The sequence below is a fragment of the Pseudomonas panipatensis genome, assembly GCF_900099785.1.
GTDB classification, from domain to species: Bacteria; Pseudomonadota; Gammaproteobacteria; order Pseudomonadales; family Pseudomonadaceae; genus Pseudomonas; species Pseudomonas panipatensis.
In genome coordinates this window covers 41,654-67,205 of record NZ_FNDS01000016.1, presented here as the reverse complement: position 1 = coordinate 67,205, position 25,552 = coordinate 41,654, and the positions used below count along the sequence as shown (strand labels likewise).

The 25,552-nt window shown below is 60.4% G+C and carries 21 protein-coding genes and 1 pseudogene; 13 read left to right on the top strand and 9 right to left on the bottom strand.

Features of this window, described 5'->3' with window-relative positions; genetic code table 11:
• Nucleotides 1–1,176 precede the first annotated feature (1,176 nt).
• From BLQ74_RS25350 to BLQ74_RS25335, 4 genes are all read left to right on the top strand, one after another.
• Complete coding sequence (locus tag BLQ74_RS25350) at nt 1,177–2,505, top strand: OprD family porin (protein ID WP_090268043.1); 1,329 nt, start codon at nt 1,177–1,179, stop codon at nt 2,503–2,505.
• Nucleotides 2,506–2,651: 146 nt separating this feature from the next.
• The gene (locus tag BLQ74_RS25345; protein ID WP_090268041.1) at nt 2,652–3,335 is read left to right on the top strand and encodes a response regulator transcription factor; all 684 of its coding nucleotides are present in this window, start codon (nt 2,652–2,654) and stop codon (nt 3,333–3,335) included.
• Nucleotides 3,313–4,701 (top strand): sensor histidine kinase, encoded by a 1,389-nt coding sequence (locus BLQ74_RS25340; protein ID WP_090268039.1) that lies wholly within the window; start codon nt 3,313–3,315, stop codon nt 4,699–4,701. Before BLQ74_RS25345 ends, BLQ74_RS25340 begins: the two co-directional genes overlap by 23 nt.
• A gap of 6 nt (nt 4,702–4,707) precedes the next feature.
• Nucleotides 4,708–5,352, top strand: coding sequence for a winged helix-turn-helix domain-containing protein (locus BLQ74_RS25335; RefSeq protein ID WP_090268037.1), 645 nt, complete (start codon nt 4,708–4,710; stop codon nt 5,350–5,352).
• An 84-nt stretch (nt 5,353–5,436) separates the two neighbouring features.
• On the opposite strand, the gene BLQ74_RS25330 is transcribed toward BLQ74_RS25335, so the two are convergent.
• Both BLQ74_RS25330 and lgt read right to left on the bottom strand, forming a co-directional pair.
• Entirely contained in the window at nt 5,437–5,844 is a 408-nt protein-coding gene (locus BLQ74_RS25330) for a PA0061/PA0062 family lipoprotein (protein ID WP_090268035.1), read from the bottom strand.
• Between the two features lie 528 nt (nt 5,845–6,372).
• The gene (gene lgt / locus BLQ74_RS25325) at nt 6,373–7,206 is read right to left on the bottom strand and encodes a prolipoprotein diacylglyceryl transferase (RefSeq protein ID WP_090268033.1); all 834 of its coding nucleotides are present in this window, start codon (nt 7,204–7,206) and stop codon (nt 6,373–6,375) included.
• A 430-nt stretch (nt 7,207–7,636) separates the two neighbouring features.
• On the opposite strand from lgt, the gene BLQ74_RS25320 reads away from it, so the two are divergent.
• Both BLQ74_RS25320 and BLQ74_RS25315 read left to right on the top strand, forming a co-directional pair.
• Nucleotides 7,637–8,020, top strand: coding sequence for a sulfite exporter TauE/SafE family protein (locus BLQ74_RS25320; RefSeq protein ID WP_090268031.1), 384 nt, complete (start codon nt 7,637–7,639; stop codon nt 8,018–8,020).
• A 322-nt stretch (nt 8,021–8,342) separates the two neighbouring features.
• Nucleotides 8,343–9,053: a response regulator transcription factor gene (locus BLQ74_RS25315; RefSeq protein ID WP_090268029.1), complete on the top strand. Its 711-nt coding sequence runs from the start codon at nt 8,343–8,345 to the stop codon at nt 9,051–9,053.
• 123 nt (nt 9,054–9,176) lie between these two features.
• On the opposite strand, the gene BLQ74_RS25310 is transcribed toward BLQ74_RS25315, so the two are convergent.
• A complete protein-coding gene (locus tag BLQ74_RS25310) occupies nt 9,177–9,389 on the bottom strand; it encodes a co-regulatory protein PtrA N-terminal domain-containing protein (protein ID WP_090268027.1) in 213 nt (70 codons plus the stop codon).
• A 1,842-nt stretch (nt 9,390–11,231) separates the two neighbouring features.
• Between BLQ74_RS25310 and BLQ74_RS25305 the strand changes: the two genes are divergently transcribed.
• Entirely contained in the window at nt 11,232–11,936 is a 705-nt protein-coding gene (locus BLQ74_RS25305; RefSeq protein ID WP_244507266.1) for a response regulator transcription factor, read from the top strand.
• Nucleotides 11,914–13,302 (top strand): sensor histidine kinase, encoded by a 1,389-nt coding sequence (locus BLQ74_RS25300; RefSeq protein WP_090268024.1) that lies wholly within the window; start codon nt 11,914–11,916, stop codon nt 13,300–13,302. Before BLQ74_RS25305 ends, BLQ74_RS25300 begins: the two co-directional genes overlap by 23 nt.
• A gap of 530 nt (nt 13,303–13,832) precedes the next feature.
• On the opposite strand, the gene BLQ74_RS25295 is transcribed toward BLQ74_RS25300, so the two are convergent.
• Nucleotides 13,833–14,201: a PA0061/PA0062 family lipoprotein gene (locus BLQ74_RS25295; protein ID WP_483153935.1), complete on the bottom strand. Its 369-nt coding sequence runs from the start codon at nt 14,199–14,201 to the stop codon at nt 13,833–13,835.
• Nucleotides 14,202–14,342: 141 nt separating this feature from the next.
• Nucleotides 14,343–14,825, bottom strand: coding sequence for a PA0061/PA0062 family lipoprotein (locus BLQ74_RS27260; RefSeq protein WP_139199127.1), 483 nt, complete (start codon nt 14,823–14,825; stop codon nt 14,343–14,345).
• 140 nt (nt 14,826–14,965) lie between these two features.
• Between BLQ74_RS27260 and BLQ74_RS25285 the strand changes: the two genes are divergently transcribed.
• Genes BLQ74_RS25285 through BLQ74_RS25275 form a run of 3 tightly spaced genes read left to right on the top strand, consistent with a single transcriptional unit; the run spans nt 14,966 to nt 20,724 of the window.
• The gene (locus BLQ74_RS25285) at nt 14,966–18,181 is read left to right on the top strand and encodes an efflux RND transporter permease subunit (RefSeq protein ID WP_090268019.1); all 3,216 of its coding nucleotides are present in this window, start codon (nt 14,966–14,968) and stop codon (nt 18,179–18,181) included.
• Nucleotides 18,171–19,328: an efflux RND transporter periplasmic adaptor subunit gene (locus BLQ74_RS25280; protein WP_090268018.1), complete on the top strand. Its 1,158-nt coding sequence runs from the start codon at nt 18,171–18,173 to the stop codon at nt 19,326–19,328. The genes BLQ74_RS25285 and BLQ74_RS25280 overlap by 11 nt, the downstream gene beginning before the upstream one ends.
• Nucleotides 19,312–20,724: an efflux transporter outer membrane subunit gene (locus BLQ74_RS25275; RefSeq protein WP_090268016.1), complete on the top strand. Its 1,413-nt coding sequence runs from the start codon at nt 19,312–19,314 to the stop codon at nt 20,722–20,724. The genes BLQ74_RS25280 and BLQ74_RS25275 overlap by 17 nt, the downstream gene beginning before the upstream one ends.
• A 44-nt stretch (nt 20,725–20,768) precedes the next feature.
• Here BLQ74_RS25275 and BLQ74_RS25270 read toward each other — a convergent pair.
• The 4 genes and pseudogenes from BLQ74_RS25270 to BLQ74_RS25255 all read right to left on the bottom strand — a co-directional run.
• A pseudogene (locus BLQ74_RS25270) lies at nt 20,769–21,305 on the bottom strand (transposase); the annotation flags it as partial.
• 78 nt (nt 21,306–21,383) lie between these two features.
• Nucleotides 21,384–21,698 carry a hypothetical protein gene (locus BLQ74_RS25265; protein WP_170842875.1) on the bottom strand — a complete coding sequence of 105 codons (315 nt, stop codon included), beginning with the start codon at nt 21,696–21,698 and terminating at the stop codon, nt 21,384–21,386.
• Between the two features lie 238 nt (nt 21,699–21,936).
• Nucleotides 21,937–22,998, bottom strand: a complete 1,062-nt coding sequence (locus BLQ74_RS25260) for a GGDEF domain-containing protein (RefSeq protein ID WP_090268013.1) — start codon at nt 22,996–22,998, stop codon at nt 21,937–21,939.
• Nucleotides 22,999–23,443: 445 nt separating this feature from the next.
• Complete coding sequence (locus BLQ74_RS25255; RefSeq protein ID WP_090268011.1) at nt 23,444–24,343, bottom strand: LysR family transcriptional regulator; 900 nt, start codon at nt 24,341–24,343, stop codon at nt 23,444–23,446.
• A 105-nt stretch (nt 24,344–24,448) separates the two neighbouring features.
• Here BLQ74_RS25255 and BLQ74_RS25250 point away from each other — a divergent pair, with 105 nt between their 5' ends.
• Nucleotides 24,449–24,976, top strand: coding sequence for a DinB family protein (locus BLQ74_RS25250; protein WP_212633171.1), 528 nt, complete (start codon nt 24,449–24,451; stop codon nt 24,974–24,976).
• Nucleotides 24,977–25,030: 54 nt separating this feature from the next.
• Entirely contained in the window at nt 25,031–25,453 is a 423-nt protein-coding gene (locus tag BLQ74_RS25245) for a carboxymuconolactone decarboxylase family protein (protein WP_090268009.1), read from the top strand.
• Nucleotides 25,454–25,552 lie beyond the last annotated feature (99 nt).

Here is a 25,552-nt window from a genome sequence, read left to right as displayed (position 1 = left end):
GCATAGACCAGCCTCCCACCATCACCCTGCCCGCTTCAATATTGCCGGTAACGACAAGGAACCGCCCGAGACTTATGCCAAAGGCATGGGTATCAACCTCTATTTCTGGTTGGCAGTGTTCGTGATCATGCTGCTGGCAAAGTAGAAACAGCGCTAAAGGGAACGTGTCATGTAAATAGCCGAAGGTATGGCCAAAGGTCAGCGCCTGGTCGGCCTCTACCGTTTCCGACCGGCAGCTTCGAGTCCAGGCTGTGTGAAAACAGCAAGAGGCTTACACCAGAACCGCATTTGGAATTGAGCCCCAAAGGTGTACGCGACGATATCGACCACAGGCTGTTAACCGCTGCCAGAGTTTTCTGGGACGATCTACGGCAGTTTGTGGTGGAGAGACACAGGAAAATGGCCGGTTTCAGGCACGCAGTGCCTCCATTGCACCGCTGACGCCGAAGATGCTCATCGGTCGTTTAAGGTTGTAGGCAAGTACATGCAGGCTCGTTTCCGTGTTTAGACGTGTTCATCTCTCAGATCGAAATTTCACATTTTTTGACGGATCCGACGCGTACGCCGATAGCCTTCTCGGCGCGCCACTGAAGCGAGACTTGGCCATCGCAGTCGGAATTCTGGGCTCATCGGGTGTGTCACCTTGTAGTTCGAGGCCAATACGCTTGCATGGCGGCGTGCTCTTTCTCCTTCTGCACTGCTTAAATCTATTCGAGAACGGATTCATCCCGTAATCGAATGAATTATTTTTAATAGAAGGTAATACCTCGCTCATGGATACTTTGCCCGCTCCTTTAAGGCCGCCAACTCTTTGGGCGGCCTTTTTTTTGCCTGAGCGATAGCCCCGCATTACTCAGCCTGTCCGCGCAACAGAGCCGCCGAATCGGCTCCAGGTGGCGTTCTCTCCAGCACTTCAGGGCTGCCACGAGATCAATGCAAAGGCCATTTACCGAGCCAGATTAAATACATGAATAAAGTTTCATATTCATTCATTTGTCATCGTTCTTCGCCCGACACTTAATGCACAAGGCGCCAGACAAAAACACTCTGGCCCGACGTCGCTGTATCGACTCTCGCCATTTGCACTCAGATGCAAATGCGAAAGAAGACGAGCGCCATTCACGGGTGAAATTCCAACAATTCTATTCACTGTTCCAAATTGGGAGTAATCGATCGATGAGGTATTCGTCGAAGCCATTTAATTGCAGTGCCCTGGCGCTGTCCGTGGCCCTGGGGCTGCCGGGCTTGGCACTGGCCAGCGAGCAATCCGACGCCAAGGGATTCGTCGAGGATAGCAGCCTCAACCTGCTCAGCCGTAACCTGTTCTGGCAGCAAACCGGCCCCGGCTCGCACCAGCGCGACTGGAGCCAGGCGGAACTGCTCGACTACTCCTCCGGCTTCACCCAGGGCACGGTCGGCTTCGGCGTCGACGCATTCGGCTACCTGGCGCTCAAGCTGGATGGCGGCTCCGGGCGGATCGGCTCGCCCAACGTGCCCTACGACCACAACGGCGATCCCGCCAGCAACTACGGCAAGGCTGGCGCCGACGTGAAAATACGCGTCTCCAACACCACACTGGCCTATGGCGACATGCGCCCCACAGCGCCGGTATTCGCCACCGCGGACAATTACCTGATGCCGCAAACCGCCACCGGCTTCCATCTCGGCAGCCAGGAAATCGACGGCCTGGATCTGGACGCCGGACGCTTCACCTCCGCCACCGGCACCACCAGCACCCACCACGACGGCGATTTGCTAACCAGCTATGGCGGGGTGAGCAGTTCGGCGGCCAGCTATGCCGGCGGCAAATACACCTTCAACAAGCAGTTCAATGCCTCGCTGTATGCCGACCGCCTGCAGGACATCTGGGACCAGTACTACCTCAACCTCAACTACACCCAGCCGCTGGCCGACCAGCAATCTCTGGGCCTGGACTTCAACCTCTACCGCACCCAGGACAGCGGTAGCGCCAAGGCCGGGACCATCGACACCACCGCCTACTCGCTGGCTGTGGCCTACATCCTCGGCGCGCACACCTTCACCCTGGCCGGGCAGAAGGTCCACGGTGACCAGCCGTTCGACTACATGGGCTTCGGCAGCATGGATGCAGGCGTCGCCGCCGGCCGCTACGGCAACTCGATCAACCTCGCCGACTCGGTGCAGTACTCCGACTTCAACGGCCCTGGTGAGCGCTCCTGGCAGGTCCGCTACGACCTCGACCTGGCCAGCTACGGGGTGCCCGGCCTGAGCTTCATGGTCCGCCACATCCGCGGCGAGGGCATCGATGGCACGCACTTGGCGAGCGACTCGGCCTACTACGGCCTCTACGGCGCCAACGACCGCGAGCACGAGACCGATGCCGAGGCGAAATATGTGGTGCAGAGCGGTCCGGCGAAGAACCTCAGCTTCCGCCTGCGCCAGGCCTGGCACGCCGGCGACGCCTCCACCGGGGGGCACCTGGAGCAGACCCGCCTGATCACCGAGTACCCGCTGAACATCTTCTGATCCTGGGCGCGCGGGACGGATTTCCCCCCTTGTCCGTTCCCGCGCCCGTCCTGCCGCGGCGTCCGCCCGAAAAAATGAAAAAAGATTTAAGGATTCACGGCGTTCGTTCGACGCAAAATAGGCCATCGAGCCACGCGGAACGAACCATGCGACGCATCCTGACGATCGAAGACGACGAGATCACCGGCCAGGAAATCCTCACCGAATTGCAATGCCACGGCCTGGAAGTGGACTGGGTGCGCAACGGCCGCGAGGGCCTGGTCAAGGCGGTCGGCGGCGGCTACGACGTGATCACTCTCGACCGTATGCTGCCGGAGCTCGACGGCCTGGCCATCGTAACCACCCTGCGCACCCTCGGCATCACCACCCCGGTACTGATGATCAGCGCCCTCTCCGATGTCGACGAACGCATCCGTGGCCTGCGCGCCGGCGGCGACGACTACCTGACCAAGCCCTTCGCCCCGGACGAGATGGCCGCGCGGGTCGAGGTCCTGTTGCGCCGCCAGCAACAGGTGGGCTCGGCGGAAACCGTGCTGCGCATCGCCGACCTGGAACTCGACCTGATCAACCATGAGGCGCGGCGCAACGGCCAGGTGCTCAACCTGCTGCCCACCGAGTACAAACTGCTGGAGTTCCTCATGCGCAATGCCAGCCAAGTGCTCTCGCGGCTGATGATCTTCGAGGAGGTCTGGGGCTATCACTTCGATCCCGGCACCAACCTTATCGACGTGCATATCGGCCGCCTGCGCAAAAAGATCGATCAGCCCGGCCTGGAGCCACTGATCAAGACAGTACGCGGAGCCGGCTATGTCCTTGCCGAACCCCTCTAAGGGCTGGCGCTCGTCGAGCAGCCGGCTGCTCGCGCTGTACAGCTTCCTCTTCGTTTCCTGGGGCTGCCTGCTGATGGGCACCCTTTACTGGGAGGTGTCCAGCTACCTGGACAGCCTCTCGGCGCACTCGCTGCGCTCTCGCGCCCACCTGTTCTCACGCTTCGAGGGCGACAAGCTGGACGCCGCGCTGAGCACCAGCCAGGTCTTCGATGAACGGGCCAATGACGCCTACGGGCTGTTCGACCACTATGGAAAGCCGATCAGCGGCAAGGTCAGCCACATTCCCCAGAGCCTCAAGCGCGATGGCCAGGTGCACCGCCTCAAGCGCTGCGACCGGCTGATCGACGGCAGCCAGTTGCAGAGCAGTTGCGACGCCTTGCTGGTCAACGCCGACAACGGGCGCCTATTGGTACTGGTACGCGACAACGGCTCGCTGAGCGCCGTCAACCGAATTATCTTCCACGCGCTGCTATGGGGCATTTCCCTGACCCTGATTCCCGGCATCATCGGCTGGCACCTGCTGCGCCGCCGCCCGCAACGGCGCATCCAGCAAATTCAGCGTAGCGCCGAGGCGATCATTGCCGGCGACCTGGCGCGGCGCCTGCCGCTATCGCAGCGGCGCGACGAACTGGACATGCTGGCGGCCATCGTCAACGGCATGCTCGACCGCGTGGTCCAGTTGATGCAGGAAGTCAAAGGCGTCTGCGACAGCATTGCCCACGATCTGCGCACGCCACTCACCCACCTGCGCGCGCAACTGCACCGTCTGCAATTGCAGATCGACTCGCCGCAGCAGAACGCCCAGCTCGAGCGGATCATCGACGAGACCGATTCGCTGATGCTGCGTTTCCGAGCACTGCTGCGCATCTCCGAGCTGGAAGACCACCGCCGGCGGGCCTCCTTCGAGGACTTGCAGGCGCTGCCGCTGCTGCGCGAGCTGCAGGAATTCTTCCTGCCGCTGGCCGAGGAACACGGACAGTCCCTGGATCTGGATTGCGCCGAGGGATTGCCCGGTTTCAGGGGCGACCGCGCACTGCTGTTCGAGGCCTTCGGCAATCTGCTGAGCAACGCCATCAAGTTCACCCCCGACGGCGGGCGCATCAGCCTGCGTGCCTTTGAGCGCGATGGCTTCTGCTGCATCGCGGTTCTCGATTCCGGCCCCGGCGTGCCGCCCGAGGAGCGCGAAGCGGTGTTTCGTCGACTGTTCCGCGGCCGCCAGGGAAGCACCCAGAGCGGCTTCGGCCTCGGCCTGTCGATCGTCGCGGCGATCTTCTCCCTGCACGGTTTCCCCTACCGTATTGAGCAGAGCGAACTGGGCGGTGCCAGTTTCTGTGTCTGCTGTCACGCCGCATCGCCGCTGGATTGAAAGTCGTTGAGTCTGCTTTACGTTACTCGTGACGCCGACGGTTCGCGGGCCCGCGATCTGCCGCTGGCCGCCAGCTACGCCAGCCCGGAACAGGCGCGGCACTTGATGACCACAGGACAGTTCCAACTGGTGGTGCTCGAGCTGCCCGCGCAGTACCCCGCCCTGCTGTCCTTGTGCGCCGCCCCCCGGGGACAGGCGGCGCTGCTGGTGCTTCATGGCTGCGGCGCATCGAATAGCGTGGCCTGCCTGCGCGCCGGCGCTGACCTGTGCCTGCCCGTCGAGGTGAGCGCACGAGAACTGCGCGCGCGGGTGCAAGCACTGTTGCGCAGCGTGCCAGCGCCCGCTGACGCCATCGGACTCTGGCTGTCCCTGGGGCTACCGCAGCTCGGCCTCGGCGCCCGGCGCGTCGAACTGACCCGCGACGAACAGCGGCTGCTGGAACTGTTTGGTCGCCACGGCGGGGTCATACCGATCGCGCGCCTGGAAGAAGCGCTGTGGGGCGATGGCGGCGACATCCAGCCGGCGCGCCTGCAACGGCGCATCGCCGCGCTGAGGCGCAAACTGGCTGAGCTGGGGGCGGGAGATTGCCTGGAGACATTGCGCGGCTACGGCTATCGCCTGAAGCGTTCGTTGCTGCTGCGCGAACGCTGAGCGACGGGTAACGCGACACGGCGGACGAGGAACTCGCATCCTCGCCGACGCGGCGCCGGTTGCCGGAACACGTCCTGAGACGACTCAGCCGGGAATGCAGCGGAAGTTATCGGTTTCAGCTACCTGCTTACCCTTGGCGTCATACAACCTGGCCTGGAACTCGCGGCCAAGGCTGGTTTCCTGCAAGTGATAGCGAGCGCCAGGGACGAAGCCGTCGTAGCGCAGCGTGGCGTCGCACACCTCCTGGGCGTTGCTATCGGAGTTATCGTACAGCTGCACTTCCAGGTCGTGGGCGCCGGCCGGTACTTCGAAGAAGCGGCCGTCGGACAAGTTCATCCCGTCGAGCTTCTCGGCCATCAGCACGTTCGGAGTTTCCTCGCCGAGGCTGACCCAGGCTTCGCTCGGATCCGGCTTGGGCATGGGTCCGGCACAGCCGGCGAGCAGGGCGACCAGCGACAAAGCGGGGATGGACAGGCGACTTAGATGTGACATGCAGAGACCTCGAGACAGGGGGAATACACTAGCCCCGGAATGGCGCGGCGGCATGGCCGGGGCGCTTGGAACAAGGTGCAGGGTGGCGCGCGCGGCGGCGGCGGACAAATGAAACCCCATGAAGAAATCTTTACTAGGAAGATGAAAAATCCTTCACCAAACGAGAGGTCGGCTGTTAGGTAAAAATCCGCAGACTAAAGCGGTTCATTGAATCAACGAAGAACTCCATCAGCCGCTCTTGCTAGCGCACTTTGGCACCAGCCATCGCGACTGGTAGTGGGCAAGGGCGCCCCGTGGCGAAACGAACTGCAGCAGCTCCTGCTCTACGCAATCCTGTCGCTGCCAGCGCCCTCGCCAATGGCCGCCTTGGCAAGGCCTGGTGCGATCTGGCCACTGACAAACAATCCGCTTAGGCGGCCTATTGCGGGGTTGGCGAGACAATTACGACCAGCCCATTGGCAACTGCGTGGGGATTTGATGGTTAATGGAGAACTCACCGATCGGCGAACTTCTCGATCGACGTCAGGCTCATCTGAGCGGAGCCCTGGCCGCCGCGCAGCGGTAGGCCCAGATCATCAGTGCGATGCCACCGAGAATCATCGGCACGCAGAGCAGTTGGCCCATGGTCAGCCAATCCCAGGCCAGGTAGCCCGGACCGCCGTTGCCACCGGCACCCTGGTCGGCGTCGGGCAGGCGGAAGAATTCGACAAAGAAGCGGAACAGGCCGTAGCAGAGGATGAACAACCCGGAGACCGAGGCGGTCGGCCGCGGCTTGCTGGTGAACAGCCAGAGGATGATCAGCAGGGCGATGCCTTCCAGGCCGAACTCATAGAGCTGCGAGGGGTGGCGCGGCAGCTGCGCCGGGTCGCTGTAGGGCGGGAAGATCATCGCCCAGGGCACGTCGGTGGGCTTACCCCACAGCTCGGCGTTGATGAAGTTGCCGATACGCCCGGCGCCCAGGCCGATCGGCACCAGCGGTGCGATGAAGTCCATCAGTTGGAAGAAGCTCTTGCCGTTGCGCTTGCCGAACCACCAGGTCACCAGCATCACCCCGAGCAGTCCGCCATGGAAGGACATGCCGCCCTCCCAGACCTTGAACAGGCCCAGCGGGTTGGCCAGGTAGTAATCCAGCTTGTAGAACAGCACGTAGCCGATGCGGCCGCCGAGGACCACGCCACAGGCCACCCAGAACACCAGGTCGGAGAGTTTCTCCTTGCTCCAGGTCGGATCGAAGCGGTTCAGCCGGCGCGAGGCGAGGAACCAGGCGCCGCCGATGCCGATCAGGTACATCAGGCCGTACCAGTGGACTTTCAGGGGGCCGAGCGACACCGCAACCGGGTCGATCTGTGGATAAGGCAGCATCGCTTTCTCCTAGGGATGAATCACTTAAGCAGGAAACTCATGCCGATGTAGAACATCAGCAGAACGAACAGACGCAGGAAGTCAGCGCCCCTGCCCAGGACAGGCCAAGCAGTGTACGCCGGCATGCATGACGTTGATTCCCATGTGGTCAGTATGCGGATCAGAAATACTCACCTAGCCCACACCAGGGTTGACCCGATGGTTCAGTCGACAGAAACGGATGGCGAACCAACATCGACGCTGGCACTCAGAAAGCAACTGCATCGCATTGTCCGGCGATAGCACCTAGTTTTACAGGATCCCTTTCCGGACTCGTACAGGCGACACATCCTTCCTTCAAAAAATGCATATCTTAGCAATTCATCCAATACTTGCTGGGCTGTTCAGGGTAAAGTTGAACTTCTTGATCCTTTGAGAAAGGAGAAACTCCGTGCCAGCATGGTTGTTATTCATTGTTATCGGCACCCTCGGTGGCATTTCTGCGGGGCTATTCGGCGTTGGCGGTGGCATCGTCATAGTTCCCGCCTTGATCTACTTCGCTGGTTTTTCCCAGCATATGGCAACTGGCACCTCACTGGCAGTTCTACTGCCACCTGTAGGTCTTGCAGCGGCGATCGAATACTATAGACATGGGAGTGTCGACATACGTGCTGCCATTATTCTCGCTGCAACCATGTTCCTTGGCTCTTGGGTTGGAGCGATATTTGCCAGCCATATACCGGGATCTCAACTACGCCTGCTATTTGGAATTTTTGTCTGTGGTCTTGGTGTGTATTTGATTTATAGCGCCTGCAGGCGTCTCGGGTGGTTCTAAATTGCTGCGACGACGATTAGTCGATTAATGAGCGGCGAGATCGAAGACACCGTCGCTGCCCGCAGAAAACCATCGAAGCCCTCACTGATCGAAAAGACGGAGACGCCATCATCCTGGAGGGCGACATCTACCTCACCAGAGGAGGCAGGCCCACCCTCAAAGGCCGTCACTTGAGGTTGTGGTCTTCTTGCCGCGTTGCGCGACTGGGCCGTCCGCGACGCTGCCTTCTGGGCGAATTGATGCCATAGTGTGTCGAGTCGGCGAGGCCTGCATAGTTTCGACGGCACGAAAAAAGTTTCACTCTTCCATTGTCGAGGTCCGCATGCGAATTCTGGTGATCGACGACGACACTAGCGCGTCCTCCTACCTGGTTCGCGGACTCAGCGAAGCCGGGCATGTCGTTGATGCGGTTAAAACTGGACCGGATGGCTTGGCCCTTGCGCTAGAGGGCATCTACGATGCCCTTATTCTCGACAGATGTTTGCACGGCATGGATGGCTTGACCTTGGTTCGTGAGCTTCGCCGTCAGGGTGAGTTTGTTCCTGTATTGATGCTCAGCGCCATGGCCTTGACTCAGCAACGAATCGAAGGATTGCGAGCAGGTTGCGATGGCTATTTGCCCAAACCCTTCTCTCTCATGGAAGTACTTGCGCGCCTTGAGGCCTTATTGCGTACTCGCAATCATTCGCCGGGACCAGCACGCATCCTTCGAGTCGGGGAATTATATCTGGATTGCGCACTACGCTTGGCAACACGTCACGGCCGAAGAATCCCACTCGCTCATCGGGAAACCCTAATTCTGGAGCAACTCATGCGCCATGCTGGCAAGGTCGTCACTCGCCTTATGCTACTTGAAAGCGTCTGGGATTATGACTTCTCTCCGAATGACAATGTCATTGACAAACACATTTATCGCTTGCGGCAAAAACTTGATGAAGGGTTCAGTCATTCACTAATCTTAACCGTGCCAGGCTCGGGGTATCGAATAGATTCAGAAAAGACCTCAAAATTAACTGTGCCGGACATTGGATAACCTAGAGTTTACTGTTTCAACGTCTTGGCCCACAGCTTGCCAAGCTGACCGCCGGCATGCCACGAGAATTAAGCGCATAAGGTCTATGCCGACGGTCAGACAGGCAACTGGGGCAGAACAGCATCAGTTAGTGCGTTGAACTTTTCCGGACCCTGAACCTTGGTTAGTGACAACTGCAGTCTGAGTACGAGCGTGCTCTACTTGAAGGTAATGGGCCATCGAAGCGTCTCGAGCGGCAATCATTCTTGCCATTACCTTGTCGCCACCGTCTTCGGCCATGGCCGCAACAGATACGCCCATCAGGGCCAAAACCAACATCGCTTTAATGGATTTCATGATGCAGACTCCTTTTACAGGGGGCGCCAATACATATCTGTATTGATTCAAGCTCTAGGCTCGAGGAAATCCTACAGCGCTGGACATTTCAGCCTGTTCCCTTGGAAATGAATTTTTTTTCAGATTCCCTACCGGAGTAGTTGCTGGAGTGTGGGTATATGCGACGCATGATCAACTCCCCGACCTACTCATACGCAATGTCTCATCCTACCACCCACGGTTTGCGCTCAACTAATGAGGGACGAGCTGTTCGGTGGAAGCCTTTGCCGCTATCAATGCAGTGAACAGGGAATGGCGTGAACGCTCAGTTGATTGCGAAAGACTCCTCGCGTCCCCCATTGTCTGGCGCCATCTCGACGTCATCGGGCAGCGCTCAATGTTCTGGTTAGATCAAGGGTGACAAGCTCGACGCGCATGAAGCTGCAGCTATCCGTGAAGAAATCATCCGCAGCCTCCGGTAGAAACCAATATAAAACCTCCCCATCACGAACCGTAAACCTGCAATTTAAACTTAATGAAATAAATTTTAATCGAAACACCATTGTCGATCATTGATAATCTCTTGGCTCCTTCTAGGGCCACCGAGCAACTGGGGTGGCCCTCTTTTTTTATCCGCCAGTGAAGAAGGTGCCCCTTATCCACCGCCGCACCCTATCCTGGTGCTTTACCTCGCTGCAAAAATGAATAATTTTTTAAGGAAGCACTGCGCGCGCTCGAGGAAAAACCGACCTGCCATATCACCGGCAAAACCCGCTGCATTCCAACCTGTCGTATGTACGACAATTCAGTGCATCACTCCTCGCGCGACGCCCTTCTGATACATCGAGGCGCTCGATTGCGTCCGAGGAGTGCGAGGCAGCGCCTGCGCAGGACCAAAAGCGCCTTCGGCCCCGAGCTGCCAATGGCCACGCCAGGCCGGCGTCTGCCTGCGCATATTCCGCCACAGCGCATCGTCGCCGCACAGAATCCGTCGAGCCTGCTCTGCGTTGCTGGTGACACAGAAGACTCACAACCACGCATCCCACAGCTAACCACCAGCCGCACATTACCTGCCCGCTTTCGCTGTCTCAATGCCAGTGAGGATCCTGATTACGCAGGAACTAACAGTGATCCAGATATTCCTATTGGGATTTCCATTGCGAGAGGGGACTGCATTAGTGCCGGCAGCTCAACCCTTGCAGAAGAGAGCGCCTAGCCAGCCAAAGTCAATGTCACCAACGGATAATTATATAAAACCAAAAGCCCTATACCTCCCCTGGCTGCCATTTGAATCTTATTAGCCAAAAATCAGCGAGATCAGCCACCAGCGACTGGCGCTCACGCGACGACTTGAGGGGAAATAGAATCTAAAGAAAATTAATAAAATTTAATTAAGTTAACAATATTTCATTTTCGTTCATTTGCCTTAACCCTCCTGGAAAAACCTAATACGCCACACGCCACACGCCACACGCCACACGCCACACGCCACACGCCACACGCCAGCTTGAGCTTTCTCCTAACACCCTGCCGAAAATTGATAAGATCAGACACTTTAATTTATTGAAGAAATCCACAACTCATGCGCAAAACTCCGAAAATTCAATTACATATTCGAAAATTGGGGTAACCGATCAATGAGACTCTCCTCTAAACTGCTAAATTCCAGCCTGCCGGCGCTCTTCCAACCATCAGAACCATCGCTGCTGATCACTGCCCCCCAGAGTGCTTTCTGATGTCAGGACATATTGAAAAGGGCATCCCCTGCACCCGCTTCCGCGCCCCATCAAAGAACTGGCGTCTACCGCGAAAATGAAAAGAACCTCAAGGTCGGATCAAGTGCGCTCACCGCAGAGCAGGCAATTGCACCAAGCGGAGCCAGCAGGGCGACGTGTCCTGACGATCGAAGACGATGAGATCATCGGGCAGGAAATCCTTACTGAGCTGCAATGCCACGGCCTTGACGTGGAATGGGTGCGTAACGGCCGCGAGGGCCTGCTTAGGGCTGCCAACGGCAGCTATGACGTAATTACGCTGGACCGCATGCTGCCGGAATTCGATGGTCTGGCCATCGTCACTACGCTACGCACCCTGGGCATCACCACTCCGGTACTGATAATCAGCGCCCTATCCGATGTCGACGAACGCATCCGCGGCCTGCGCGCCGGCGGCAACGACTACCTGACCAAGCCCTTCGCACCGGACGAGATGGCCGCCCGGGTCGAGGTCCTGCTGCGCCGCCAGCAGCAGGTGGACACGGCGGACACCATACTGCGCGTCGCCGACCTGGAACTCGACCTGATCAAACATGAGGCCCGGCGTAACGGCCAGCTACTCGAGCTTCTACCCACCGAGTACAAACTACTGGAGTTCCTCATGCGCAACGTCGGCCAGGTGCTGTCGCGGTTGATGATTTTCGAAGAAGTCTGGGGCTACCACCTCACCCCCGGCACAAACCTCATCGACGTGCACATCGGTCGCCTGCGCAAAAAGATCGACCAGCCGGGGCTGAGACCTCTGTTCAGGACAGTGAGAGGAGTCGGGTATGTCCTTGCCGAATCCGTCTGAGGGATGGCGATCATCGAGCAGCCGGTTGCTCGCACTGTACAGTTTTCTTTTCATTGCCTGGGGCAGCTTGCTGATGGGCATCCTCTACTGGGAGGTATCTAGTTCCCTGGACAGCCTCTCGGCGCATTCGCTGATCTCGCGAGCGAACCTGTTCTCTCGTTTCGAAGGCGACAAGTTGGACGCCGCGCTGAGCACTGGTCAGGTGTTCGACGAGCGAGTCAATGACGCCTACGGGCTGTTCGATCGCAATGGTCTGCCCATCAGCGGCAAGATCCACCACATCCCTCTCAATCTCAAGCGTGACGGCCAGGTGCACCGTCTGAAGCGTTGCGATCGCATGATCGACGGGAGCCAACTACGAAGCAGTTGCTATGCCCTTCTGGTCCATGCGGACAATGGACGCCTACTGGTGCTGGTGCGCGACAACGGCTCACTCAGTGCCGTCACTCGAATCATCCTCCATGCGCTGCTGTGGGGTATTTCCCTGACCCTGATACCTGGCATCATCGGCTGGCACCTGCTGCGTCGCCGCCCGCAACGACGCATCCAAAGGATCCAGCGCTGCGCTGCGGCTATAATCGCCGGCGACCTGGAGCGGCGCCTCCCGCTATCTCAACGGCGTGATGAGTTGGACATGCTGGCGGCCATCGTCAACGGGATGCTCGACCGCATCGTGCAACTGATGCAGGAAGTCAAAGGTGTCTGCGACAGCATCGCCCACGACCTGCGCACGCCACTCACCCACCTGCGCACGCAGCTGCATCGCCTTCAGCAGCAGATAGACTCGCCGCCACAGTCTACCCAGCTTGAACGGATCATCGGCGAGACCGACTCGCTGATGCTGCGCTTTCACGCCCTGCTGCGCATTTCCGAACTGGAAGATCACCGACGGCGCTCTTCCTTCGATGATCTGCAGCCGCTGCCTTTGCTACGCGAGTTGCACGAATTCTACCTGCCGCTGGCCGAGGAGCGCAGGCAATCGCTGACCCTGGAGTGCGTAGAACAATTACCTGGATTCAGAGGAGATCGCGCTCTGCTTTTCGAGGCCTTCGGCAATCTGCTGGGCAATGCAATCAAGTTCACTCCCGAGGGCGGCCACATTGTACTGCGTGCCACCGAACGCAACGGCTTTTGTTGCATCGAGGTGCTGGACTCCGGACCAGGTGTGCCTCTGGAAGAACGCCAGGCGGTGTTCCAACGCCTATTTCGGGGCCGTCAGGGAGTTGCCCAAAGCGGCTTCGGCCTCGGCCTCTCGATCGTCTCGGCCATTCTCAACCTGCACGGTTACCCTTACCAGCTCGGCAAGAGCCTGCTTGGCGGAGCATGCTTCAGTATCTACTGCCACCCCGGCTCATCACTTGACTGAAGGGAGCAATGGGGCAGGTTCAATGCGACCACTCAGCAACCCGGTATGCGCAGGCCTTAACATGAACGTCTGGGTGAACGGGCTCACAGCCGTAATCGACTAAACCTCGCTTCGCGCGCCCGACTCACCGAATGAGCGGCATCGAATAGCTGGCAGGTGTGTGAGCCCCTTCACCTCCAATAAGACATGAGCAGGAAACCCTGCGAACCCGCAACGGGATCAATCAGTCGAGAGAAGTACGCATTTGCCTGCCGGAGACCTGGTGAATGGCCCCTGAGAAATCCGCTTGCCGGTGAGTCCGGAGGGGGGGGCGACTGAAAACCTGGCTTGAAGTGATGGCACCGACGCATCAGGGGGCCGGCCTGGCGAGCAGTTGGTTGGACGCCGCGGGCGCACCTCGCTCGGTTCCAGCCCGGAGCGGAAAGCAATCCCGGCTATCGATCAGCAGTTCAACATGACGCCAGGCGGGCTCGACGGGTTCAGATAAATAGCTGCCCCTCTGGCAGGGATTCAGCCCAATCGCGACAGCCTCAGCCGGGGACGCAATAGAAAACATCGGTCGCCGCTAGCTGCTTGCCCGAGGCGTCATGAAGCCGCACGCGGTACTCCGCCCCCAAATGGCTTTCCTTCAAGCTGTAATGTCCGCCAGCGACGAAGCCCGCATAGTGCAATTTGGCATCACAGAGGACTGGTGCAGAGTCATTGTTATCCACGTGCAACTGAACCTGCAGATCGTGGCTGCCGGGCGGAATCTCGAAGTAGCGGCCATCGGGCAGGCTATTGCCATCCAGCTTGTCCGCCAGCATTACATCCTGGATTTCTTCCTCAAGACTCACCCAAGCCTTGGACGGATCGGGCTGGGGCATTGGACCGGCACAACCAGCGATTAGAGCCAGCATCCCAAGGCCAGATAGTCGCAGTCTAGATGCTCGCATCTTCAGGTTTCCTTCTCGGTAGAGGCGCAACGGTGGGTACTCCGAAAGGCAAACGGCCGCAGCGTCAAAACACGCTGCGGCCGTTGAACTCATGATATTGAGTGTTCAGCTGGGGAAGCAGTGGAAAGCCGCGGTCGGCGCCAATGCATTGCCCTGGGCATCGTACAGATCCAGGCGCAGCGCCTTGCCTAGGCTGCTTTCTTGCAACATGTACTGCTCGCCAGCATGGAAGCCGTCGTAATGCAGGGTGGCATGGCAGATGGACTGGTCGGGCTCGTCGTCTCCGCTTTTATCCAATTGCACCTGAAGGTCGTGCGCTCCACTCGCCAATTCGAAGTAGCGAACATCCGCCGGCGCTTTTCCATCCTGGGATTCTGCGACCAATTGGTCTGGTGACTGCGCGCCCAGGCGTACTAATGCCTGACTGGGATTGGCGCGAGGGATCGGACCGGCACAGCCGGCCAAGACGGCAAACAGAGATAGAACGGGCAAGATCAACAAAGGCTTGCGGGACATCGGGCCACCTCGCTGGCTAAAGGGATTTTCACCGGCGCGTACCGCCGGATCGAGGTGCAGGGTGGCGTGCAAGGTGACGCCGGACAAATGAAACCCAATGAAGAAATCTTTAGTCGATCGGTGAAAAAACCTTCATCCGCAGCGAGGCCCTCTTTTAGGCGAAAAGCCGCAGACTAGAACGGTTTATTGACTCTACCGAAGAGGTCCCGCGCATGCTCGGACTGGTACGAACCGCACTGGACAAGCCTTATACCTTCGCCGTCCTGGCGTTGCTGATCTGCATCGTCGGACCGCTGGCGGCCTTGCGCACGCCCACCGACGTTTTTCCTGAAATCGGTATCCCGGTGATCGCCGCCGTCTGGCAATACAACGGCCTGGGCCCGGAAGACATGGCCGGCAGGGTGCTCTTTACCTACGAACGATCACTGAGCACCACGGTCAACGACATCGAACACATCGAGTCGCAGTCACTACGCGGTATCGGCGTTGTGAAGATCTTTTTCCAGCCGGGCGTCGATATCCGCACCGCCAACGCCCAGGTCACTGCGGTTTCGCAGACCGTGCTGAAGCAGATGCCGCCGGGCATCACCCCGCCGCTGATCCTCAACTATAGCGCCTCCACGGTGCCGATCCTGCAACTGGCCTTCTCCGGCCAGGGCCTATCGGAAGCGAAGATTCGCGACCTGGTGCAGAACAACATCCGCCTGCCGCTGACCGCCATTGCCGGCCTGGCGCTGCCCACGCCGATGGGCGGTAGGCAGCGGCAGATCACCCTGGACCTCGATCCCCAGGCGCTGGCGGCCAAGGGCCTGTCCGCGCAGGACGTCGGCAACGCCCTGGCGGCGCAGAACCAGATCATTCCGGTGGGCACCGCCAAGCTCGGCCAACGCGAGTACACGGTGCTGCTGAACAACAGCCCGAGCGCCATCGACGAACTCAACGCACTGCCGATCAAGACCGTCGACGGCGCCGTGATCACCATCGGCCAGGTCGCCCACGTTCGCGATGGCTCGCCGCCGCAGACCAACGTGGTACGGGTGGATGGCCAGCGCGCGGTGCTGATGCCGGCACTGAAAAACGGCCAGGTGTCCACCCTGTCCATCATCGACGACATTCGCCACATGCTGCCGCGCATCGGCGAGACCCTGCCGCCGGCGCTGAAGACCTCGCTGCTCGGCGACGCCTCGGTGTTCGTCCGCCAGTCGGTGGGCAGCGTCGCCCGCGAGGGCATCATCGCCGCGCTGCTGACCAGCGCGATGATCCTGCTGTTCCTCGGCAGTTGGCGTTCTACCCTGATCATCGCCGCCTCCATCCCCCTGGCTGTGCTCGCGGCCATCGCCCTGCTCGCTGCCAGCGGCCAGACCCTCAATGTCATGACCCTCGGCGGACTGGCGCTGGCAGTGGGCATCCTGGTGGACGACGCCACGGTGACCATCGAGAACATCAACTGGCACCTGGAGCAGGGCAAGGACGTGCGCACGGCGATCCTCGACGGCGCCCGACAGATCGTCGGCCCGGCGTTCGTCTCGCTGCTGTGCATCTGCATCGTCTTCGTGCCGATGTTCATGCTCCAGGGCATCGCCGGCTACCTGTTCCGGCCGATGGCGCTGGCGGTGATCTTCGCCATGGGCAGCTCCTTCCTGCTTTCCCGCACCCTGGTGCCGACCCTCGCGCTGTACCTGCTCAAGCCACACCACGCCGAAGGTGGCAGCGGACGCCACCCGGAAGACGCCTACCTGAACCATCACGAGGGCGATCAGGGCGATACCAGGCATTCGTGGAGCGCACCCTTAGTCATAATCCAGCAGCGCTTCGAACATGGCTTCTCTCAGGTTCGCGACAGCTATCACCGCCTGCTCGGCCTGGCCCTGGCCAACCGCCGTCAGTTCATCGCCGGCTTCCTCGGCTGCGTGCTGGCCAGCTTCCTGCTGCTGCCGACCCTCGGCGAGGACTTCTTCCCGGCCACCGACGCTGAGGCCATCGCCCTGCACGTGCGCCTGCCGCTGGGCACGCGCATCGAGGAAAGCGCAGCACAGTTCGACCGCATCGAGGCAGCGATCCGCGAGGTGATCCCGGCCGGCGAGCGCGAGGTGCTGCTGGACAACATCGGCATCCCGCTCAGTGGCATCGACGTGGCCTACAGCAACAGCGGCACCATCGGCCCGCAGGACGGTGACATCCAGATCGCCCTCAAGCCCGGCCACGCGCCCAGCGCCGACTACGTCAAGCGCCTGCGCGAAGTGCTACCGCAACGCTTCCCCGGCAGCCAGTTCGCCTTCCTCCCCGGCGACATCAGCAGCCAGATACTCAATTTCGGCGCGCCGGCGCCGCTGGACGTCCGCATCAGCGGACCGGACGAGCAGGCCAACCGTGCCTACGCCGTCGAACTGCAACGCCGCCTGCGCCATGTGTCGGGCATCGCCGACCTGCGCATCCAGCAATCCACCGGTTACCCGGCCCTGCGCGTCAGCGTCGACCGGCGCCGCGCCGACGGACTGGGCGTCACAGAACGCGACGTCACCAACAGCATGGTCGCCTCCCTCGCCGGCAGCTCACAGGTGGCCCCGGTGTTCTGGCTCAACCCGAAGAATGGCGTGTCCTACGGCGTGGTAGCGGCCACCCCGCAATACCGCCTGGACAGCCTGCCCGCGCTGGAAACCCTTCCGGTCACCGGCGCAGGCGGCCAGGCGCAGATTCTCGGTGGCCTGGCGCGCATCCAGCGGGTGCCGAGCGCGGCCGTGGTCAGCCACTACAACATCGAACCGACCCTAGACCTCTATGCCAACGTCCAGGGCCGCGACCTCGGCGGTGTGGCGAAGGATATGCAAAAGGTCATCGAGCAACTCGCCAGCCAGAGGCCGAAAGGCGCCAGCGTAAGCCTGCACGGTCAGATTGACGCCCTGCACGAAGCCTTCGGCGGCCTGCTCTTCGGTCTCGCCGGCGCGGTGCTGCTGATCTACCTGCTGATCGTGGTGAACTTCCAATCCTGGCTCGACCCCTTCGTGATCATCACCGCCCTGCCCGCCGGCCTGGCCGGCATCGTCTGGATGCTCTTCCTCAGTGGCACCAGCCTGTCGGTGCCGGCGTTGACCGGGGCGATCCTCTGTATGGGCGTAGCCACGGCCAACTCGATCCTGGTGGTGAGCTTCTGCCGCGAGCGCCTGGCCGAGCACGGCGACGCCCTCAAGGCTGCCCTGGAGGCCGGTTTCACCCGCTTCCGCCCGGTTTGCATGACCGCCCTGGCGATGATCATCGGCATGCTGCCGCTGGCGCTGTCCGGCGAGCAGAACGCGCCGCTCGGCCGCGCGGTGATCGGCGGCCTGCTGGCGGCCACTCTGGCCACGCTGATTTTCGTCCCGGTGGTGTTCAGCATGGTGCACCGCCGCCATCCCCTTGTTGCTGCTGGAGTAGTCCGCAATGCCCATTGAACGTCCCCGCCCCCGCACGCTCCTGATCGGCAGCCTGAGCCTCGGGCTGCTCGCCGTCCTGGTCGGCGGCGGGCTGGCCCTTCGCGCCGGGCACGCCCATGCGGTCGCCAAGTGGACCGAAGCCGAGGCGCTGCCGGTGGTACGCACCTTCCACCCGGCCGCCGCAGGCCAGGCCAACGACCTGAACCTGCCGGCGCACCTGGAGGCCTGGCAGGAAGCCGCCATCCACGCCCGGGTCAGCGGCTACCTGAAGGCCTGGCACAGTGATATCGGCGCTAGCGTGAAAACCGGACAGGTGCTGGCAGTCATCGATACGCCCGACCTCGACCAACAACTGCAGCAAGCCCGCGCGCGCCTGCAACAGGCCCGCGCCAATGCGCACCTGGCGCAGACCACCGCGGTGCGCTGGCAGAACCTGTTGGCCAGTCACTCGGTGGCGCGCCAGGAAGCCGACGAGAAACAGGCCAACGCCGAGGCCGCGCGCGCCAACGTCGCCGCCGCCGAAGCCGACTGCGCGCGGCTAGAATCACTGGAGGCCTACAAGACCCTGCAAGCGCCCTTCGACGGCGTGCTCACCGCACGCCACACCGACGTTGGAGAACTCATCCAGGCCGACAGCGCCAGCGGCGCAGAACTGTTCCGAGTCGCCGACACCCGCCGATTGCGCCTCTATGTGCCGGTGCCGCAGAACTATGCCAGCGCCATCCGCCCCGGCCTGGAGGTATCTTTCAGCGTGCCGGAGCACCCAGGGCGGCTATTCCATGCCCGCTACAGCGGCAGCTCCACCGCAGTCGACTCGCGCTCGGGCAGCCTGCTCGCCGAATTCGACGTTGCCAATCCGGACGCTGCCTTGCTGCCAGGCGACTATGCCGAGGCGCACCTACCCTTGCCCAAGGATGAGGCACGCCTGAGCATTCCATCCAGCGCACTGATCTTCCGCGCCAAGGGGACCCAGGTGGCCCTGCTCGATGGCCATGGCCGGGTGCATCTGCAGGCGGTCCACATCGCCCTTGACCTCGGTGACCGCCTGCAGATCGACCAGGGCCTCAAGGCAAGCGACCAGGTGATCGACAATCCGCCCGACTCACTCGCCAACGGTGATGAGGTGCGCGAGAGCGACGGAGGCGAGCATGCACGCCAGGCTTAAACACACGTTACTGCTCAGCGCCCTGCTGACCCTCGGCGCCTGCTCGCTGGCGCCGCCCTACCAGCCGCCGCAGCCGGCCCTGCCCAGGCACTTCAGCGACAGCCACGGCGACTGGCTGCCCGTCGGCCCGAGCGATGCCCGCCCCGGCGATTGGTGGCGACGCTTCGGCGACCCTCACCTGAACGAGTTGCAACAGGCCCTGCCACGCGCCAACCCAACGCTGGCGGCCGCCCTCGCCCACTACCAAGCGGCGCGCGCCGCCGCCGCCGGGATCGCCGCCGCGCGGGCGCCGCAAGGCGGCCTGAACGGCGCGTTCAGCCGCCAGCGCCAGTCTGACAATCGGCCACTGCGCGGCAGCGGCCAACAAGACGTCTACGACAGCGACAGCCTCGCCGTCGGACTGGACCTCGACCTCGACCTCTGGGGCCGCCTGAAAAACCTCGCGGCGGCCGGCCACGCCCAGGCCCAGGCCAGTGCTGACGACCTCGCCGCCGCGCGCCTCGACCTGCAGCGGCAGTTGGCCCTGCAGTACCTCGGCCTGCGCGGCCTCGACCGCCAGGCATCGATCCTAGGCGAAAGCCTGGCGGCGTACACGCAAGCCCTGGAGATGACCCGTACGCGCTACACCAACGGGATCGCCTCGGAACTCGACGTGGCCCGCGCCAGCCACCAGCTCGCCGACGCCCAGGCGCAACGCGACGAAGTGCTGGCGCAGCGGCATCTGCTGGAACACTCGATCGCTGAACTGCTCGGCGAAGACCTCACACGCTTCCACATCGCCGACAACACCGAACTGCCGGCGCTGCCGGGCATTCCCGCGCAACTACCGAGCAGCCTGCTGCAACGGCGACCGGACATCGCCGCCGCCGAGCGCCGCCTGTTCGCTGCGAACGCGGCCATAGGCGTGGCCCGTGCCGCCTGGTTACCGGACCTGAACTTGGCCGCACTGATCGGTGGCCAGACCGCCGGCAGCGGCAGCCTGCTGGCCGCGGGAAACCGGGTCTGGGCGCTCGGCCCAATGGCCAGCCTGCCGCTCTTCGATGGCGGCCGGCGAGACGCTGCGGAGAAACAGGCCAAGGCCGAATTCGAGGAAGCCAGCGCCCATTACAAGGCCACCGTGCTCAAAGCCCTGCGCGAAGTGCAAGACCCGCTCGGCGAGCTGTACGACCTGCAACGCGAAGCCAGCGACCAGGACGACGCCAGCCGCGCCGCCGAGCGCTCGTTGCAATTGGCACAGAATAGCTACAGCGCCGGTGCGGTCAGCTACCTGGACGTGATCAGTGCGCAGACTGCCGCGCTCAACGCCCGACTACGCGGCCAAGCGCTGCAAACCCGCCGTCTGCAGGCCAGCGCGACGTTGCTGGTGGCCCTGGGCGGACCGGCGCAGTCCAGGTAAGGACAGGCGGTATCGGGCATTCGTCCGGAGGAGGAGGCAGTTTGCTCCTGTCGATCGGCAGTTTCCAGCACGGAGAAGTAGCGGCCGATATTGGATTCGATTTCCTCCATCCGCCGTTGCAGCTTGGCGCTAGTAAAGTTACGGTCACGATTGTTGACCGCCTTGAACTTGCTGCCGTCGATGGCCACCAGCGCTTCGGCCAACAAACTGAGTTGCTGGCACAGCACCAAGACGCCGCGGATGGCCTTACGAAAATTGGCGATGGTCTTGAAGTCCGGCGTCAAACGTACGGTCAGCCACATCAATTCGAGGTTGCGCTGAGCCTCTCGCTCCCGCCGGCGACTGGATTGGATGCGATTGAGATAGCCGTAGATGTAGATCTTCAGCAGAACGCAGGGATGGTAAGCGGGTCGACCGGTTTCTGCCTGGACGACACCGTTGAAGTCCAACCTGCCGAGGTTGAGTTCATCGACGAGCACATCGGCCATCCGCACCGGATTGGCGTCCGCGACGTAATCATCCAGGCTCTCCGGCAGCAGTGTGCTTTGGTCTCGATGCTCACCCTGGATGAAGCGCTTAATACGCCGTCCCCACTGACGTTTGTCTCACAAACCTAGGGGAAATGCCGGCTAGGCCTGAGATGCTGCACCGGCAGGAAATCAGGAGGTCGAGCTACCGCCGTCATTGAAAAAATCATCGCGAGCAACGCGTCCGAAATCGCTGAGATCCTGGTCCTCATCGCTGAACATGAAGCTCACCATGCGCTCTCGTCTGAGGGCGGAAATCGTCCTGAAAAAACAGGGCTCGCATAGATGCACCTCATAGCGCTCGCCGTCATGGGCCGAGCCATACCCCCAACTGGCGCGAAGAGTGCCGAACTGCAATCCATACCCTTCAACGCGCGTGCTATCGCCACAAACGTCGCACAGAACATCTCCGACCGATTCGGTCTGTTCCGTAGCTGTGATCTTCATTGGCAACCTCCCACCTGGGTACAGGTGCGCCTTCGATTATTAGTCCCTCAGGAGCTTTGCTCGAAAAAAAGCATTGTCCACCAATGCTCATCAAGGTTACCTCAATAACGTGCGTAGAGTTCCACGCGCTCAGTGACGTGCACTCGATCCAATCGGCGGCAGCGGGGGTTGAGTCGGGTAATTTCATTCGCTTCAAGGATCATTTTGTACGAGTTGCCCGCAAGCAAGCGGTCGAGATCTATCGGGTTCTGCCCGGCTCAGACAGGGCCAGTTCCACCCGGTTGCGTCCGGCCGACTTGCCCTTGTAGAGCGCGTGGTCAGCCCGTGCGATGGCGTTGCTGAGCGCCTCTTCGGCGCGATACTGGGTGATGCCGATCGACAGGGTCACGCCGATCTTTTTGCCGTCGCTTTCGATCGCCTGTGCTTGCACCGCCTGGCGTATGCGCTCTGCGCCGGCGACAGCCTGGTCGACATCAGTTTCCGGCAATATCGCCAAAAACTCTTCTCCGCCCCAACGGCCGATGAAATCCTGTTCGCGCATCGAGCACTTGAGCAAATGGCTCACCGCGTCGAGCACCCGGTCGCCAATATCGTGACCGTACTCGTCATTGATCTGCTTGAAGTGATCGATATCCATCAGCATCAGGGTGAGGTTAATGGGCTTTCTGTTATGCCGCGCCAGCTCCTTCTCAGTCAACGCGATCATATGCCGGCGATTGAACAGGCCGGTCAGGGAGTCCGTCGTTGCCATCCGAGCCAGACTCTTATGCGCACGAGTCACCGTGATCACATAGAACAGCGCCAGATAGCTGAACATGAAGAACACCACGGTCAGGTTGAAAAGATGCACTGCCAACAGGGCATTGGAGGAAATGGGTTGTAGCGGCTGGACGAACCACATGAGCACATCAAGCCCCACGTAATAAGCCCACAGGCAGGCGGCGAGGATCCAGGCGCCACGGGCGCGCATGCTGACGAACAGGGCAGGAATGAACATCAGCAGAAAATAGTGGAAACCACTTTCCCAGCCAACCAGCACCGTTCCAAGCCCTGCATGCACCAGCACCTCGATGCGGATCAGCATGACCGCGAACCGATTGCGCCGCTGGTTGAACGCGCGATAGGCGTAGACATACATTGCCACGCTGATCACGTTTATCCAGGCCAGAACGGGCGAACCGAGAGTGAGGAAGATCAAGAAGAAGGCGACATCCACGCTGCCCGCCAATTGGCAACAACGCATGGACAACTGCCAGAACTCCGGACGGGAGTCGTGCTTGTGCGGGTTATCTGACTGCATCCCTTTGTGTCGTCCCTGTTATTTCAAGTTCTGGTCATGAGCACCCCGGCTCTTGATTCCAGTCGACTGCCTCGAAACCGGCATGTTGAGGGATAAGAGAAACGTTACGGAGGCGGCGGCGAGACACATTACGAGACGACTCATACAGTGTCCAGTGGCCACTGGCCACTGGCCACTGGCCACTAGTTTGGCAGTCGCTCGGTCGGCGATGAATCCAAGCCGAAATCTCGATTGCGCCGTAGCTGCCACCGACGGTTCCTGGGGCGACTGCAGCCGATCTCTGTCCGTCGTGAACGACAGAAACCAACTCTGAGCAGAAGTTGGTGATCAAGAAAAGCGGACCTTTGACGTTCTAGGTTAGTGACGCTGCACGGCATTTCAGCGCGACGCCCCTTTGTTTAACCTACCGGTCGAAGCTATCGGCCGACTTATATCGCGAAAGGCCTCACTCTGGATTGGCAACCGTAAATCGCTCGACGAGGAAATCGATCAGCACGCGCACTCTGTGCGACAAATGGCGCCCTGGCGGATATATCGCATACAGGCTGCCTGCGGCCAGTCGGTATTCAGAAAGAATAGGTATCAGAGTGCCCCGAACTATCAGCTCTTTCGAGATGAACGCCGGTACAGCGGCAATACCTAGCCCCGCAACGGCAGCGGTGATAACGGCCTCGCCGTTGTTCACTTTCATGCGCGTATTAGGCCGCGCGAGATAGGTCTCGCCCGCCGGGCCGGAGTAATGCCAATAGACAGACTCAGGCGCATTAGTAGAGACCAGGCCATCGTGATGGTCTAGATCCTGCGGAGTGAGCGGTGTGCCGTGTGCTGCTAGGTATTCCGGCGATGCGCAGGTCACGCGCCCCATGTCTACCAGCTTTCGAGCAACCAGCCGTGAATCGCTGAGCGTGCCTGCACGAATGGCAATATCGAAGCCCTCGTTGACGATGTCGACGAATCGATCCGAGAGACTCAGATCTAGCATTAACCCAGGGTTTAGCCTGAGAAACTCACTGATGTGCGGCATCAAGACCAAATTCGTCAGGCTAACCGGTGCCGACATGTGCACCGTCCCAAACAAGTTTGCACTTGCGTCAGTAACCGTGAGTTCAGCTTCATCCAATTCCGCAATGATATGCCGCGCACGCTCGTGAAACGCCCTGCCGGCCTCAGTGATGCTCAGTCCAGCCGTAGAACGAACGAGCAGGCGAGCCTTGAGACGATCTTCAAGATCGTTCAGCCGGCGGCTGACGGCCGACTTGACGATCCCCAATCGCTCCGCAGCCTTAGTGATGCTGCCAGCGTTGACGACCTCAACAAAGGTAATTATCTCATCTAGCCGGCTCACTTGTTCTCCTTACAAGCACAGTTTGTTGCTTTCCCGCTGCCTACTTACATTTTACGTGCACACCTATGATGACGCTAATCATCATCCAATCCAAGAAAGCTCGCCATGAATGAAGTCGAACGTTTCATATCACTGTTCAATCAGCAGGTGACTCTCAGCCTTAACGTACTGGAGCAAATTCCAGGAGAACTCTGGACGGCTATTCCTGCGGACTCGGACACCAATTATCTCGGCCAACGAATCAAGCGCATCACTATCGAAGCACTGGTTGGGCATCTCATGCGTGCAGAGGATTACTGGACCAAGACGCTGAGCCAGATTCAGCTCAATGAGGAAATGGCCCCTCCTGTTGGCGTTGCCATGCTGGAGGTGGCCAGCGCAGGAATGCCGCTGGTGAATCAATACCGTAAGGTGCTCAAGGACACTCTGAATAGGATTCGGGAGTTCTCTCCGGAGCAATTGACCACGGTCTTCAGCTTCATCGGCCGGAAATACACCGTGCAAGGTTTTTTGTGGGCCATGTATGCCCATCACAGCTATCACTTTGGCCAGGCCGATCTGTTGCTGCGTCAGCAGTCGCATTTGCCGCCCGAGTTTCTCGAGCTACCGGATCGTGATCACCTCATCGGGTAAGCCGCTGACCCGCGTCTCGACAATCCTGTCTCAACGACCTCTATGAAGTGAGTAATGACAATTAAGGATCTCCTTGCAGCAGATGCCGTGAATGCATCCTATTTGGAACTGCTTGGCACGCTGCCCGACATGATCGAGTACCGGCAGCGGCTGGCCAAGGCAACCGGACGAGAAGCCGCCGTACAAGCCATTGAACACTTGCGCGGTGAGCTGATTCACCGCAATCCGCTAGATAGGCGAACCCAGCAATTGGTTCACTTCGCCATGCTGATCGGCCGAGGTGAAGGTGGTCCAGCACGGCTCCATGCTGCAGGCGCGGTCAAGGCCGGAGCCTCCTTGTCGGATCTTCAAGGAGTTGCCGAAACCGCAGCCATCGTCTGCGGCATGCCGGGCTACGGACTGGCCGTCGAGGCCATTGCCGCTCTGGGTCTGACTCTTCCGGCAGGCGAAATCGAAAACATTGGAAGCCATGTATAAGCCATGGCCAGAGTTATGCTGCTAAAGGAGACACAGCTATAGGGGACAGATTTATTTTTTCTACTCTAGTTCTGCCTGGGTGGTCAGGATCAGAGTGCT